Annotated in this window: 1 protein-coding gene; it reads left to right on the top strand. The window is 74.8% G+C overall.

The features are described 5' to 3' along the window. The coding region (locus H5J29_RS32485; RefSeq protein ID WP_181784726.1) for a PfaD family polyunsaturated fatty acid/polyketide biosynthesis protein at positions 1-1,312 on the top strand (1,312 nt) is incomplete at its 5' end. Positions 1,313-1,463 lie beyond the last annotated feature (151 nt).

Genomic DNA, 1,463 nt, shown 5'->3' with positions numbered 1-1,463 from the left:
CTACCACGCCGGCGCGATGGCGCACGGGATCGCGAGCGCCGAGATGGTGACCGCGCTGGCCCGCACCGGTGTGCTGGCCAGCTTCGGCGCCGCGGGCCTGGTCTCGGAGAAGGTCGACGCCGGCCTCACCGCGATCACCCGGGACGCACCCGGCCGCCCGTTCGGCTGCAACCTGATCCACAGCCCCAGCGAGCTCGCGATGGAGCGGTCGACCGTCGACCTCTGCCTGAGGCACGGGGTCACCACGGTCGAGGCGTCGGCGTTCCTCGAGCTCACCCCGGAGATCGTCCGGTACCGCGCGCTGGGCTTGTCGCGTGCGGCCGACGGGTCCACCCGGATCGCCCACCACGTGATCGCGAAGGTCTCGCGGACCGAGATCGCGGAGCTGTTCCTGGCCCCCGCGCCCGAGCCGATCCTGCGCAGGCTCACCGAGGAGGGCCGGATCAGCGCCGAGCAGGCCGCGCTGGCGGCCACGGTCCCGATGGCCGACGACATCACCGCCGAGGCGGACTCCGGCGGCCACACCGACCGCCGCCCGCTGCCGGTCCTGCTGGGCGAGCTGCTCAGGCTGCGCGGCACGAGCCCGGTACGGATCGGGGCGGGCGGCGGGATCGGCACCCCGGAGGCCGCCGCGGCGGCGTTCGCCCAGGGCGCCGACTACGTGGTGACCGGCTCGGTCAACCAGGCGTGCGTCGAGTCCGGCCAGTCCGCGGCGGCCAAGGAGCTGCTCGGGCAGGCCGGGGTGACCGACTGCGAGATGGCGCCGTCGAGCGACATGTTCGAGCTCGGCGTCGACGTCCAGGTGCTGCGCCGCGGCACGATGTTCCCCTCGCGTGCCCGGCGGCTCCACGACCTCTACCGCCGCCACGACGGGCTCGACGACATCCCCGCCGACGAGCGGGAGTCGTTGGAGCGCACCGTGTTCCGCCGCCCCCTCGACGACGTCTGGGCGGACACCGTCGACTACTTCTCCCGCCGCGACCCGGACCAGGTCGCCCGGGCCGCCGAGAATCCCAAGCGCCGCATGGCCCTGGTGTTCCGCTGGTACCTCGGGCTGTCCTCGAACTGGGCCGCGGGCGGGGTCGCGGACCGCACGGCCGACTTCCAGATCTGGTGTGGCGCCGCGATGGGCGCCTGCAACACCTGGCTCCGCGGCACGCCGCTCGAGCCCGTCGGCGCCCGGACCGTGAGCGGGATCGCCGAGAACCTCATGCGTGGCGCGGCCTTCCACAGCCGGGTCACCACCCTGCGCCAGGCCGGGGTCACCCTGCCCGCCCGGTGCGCCTCCCACCGACCGGAGATCCTGCCGTGACCGAGACGCTGCCCGCCCCGCCGATCCCTCGTCCCGAACCCTCCCGTGCCGCCGACTGGGCCCTCTGCCGGGCCTGCGACGCGATGGTCTACGCCAAGCCCGTTCACCCCCGGCAGCGAGTTCGCGGGGACGGTCGTCGCGCTCGGGCCCG

Origin of the sequence: Pseudonocardia pini, assembly GCF_013870575.1 — a bacterium.
GTDB lineage: Bacteria > Actinomycetota > Actinomycetes > Mycobacteriales > Pseudonocardiaceae > Pseudonocardia > Pseudonocardia pini.
This window is presented reverse-complemented; position numbering and strand designations above follow the sequence as displayed.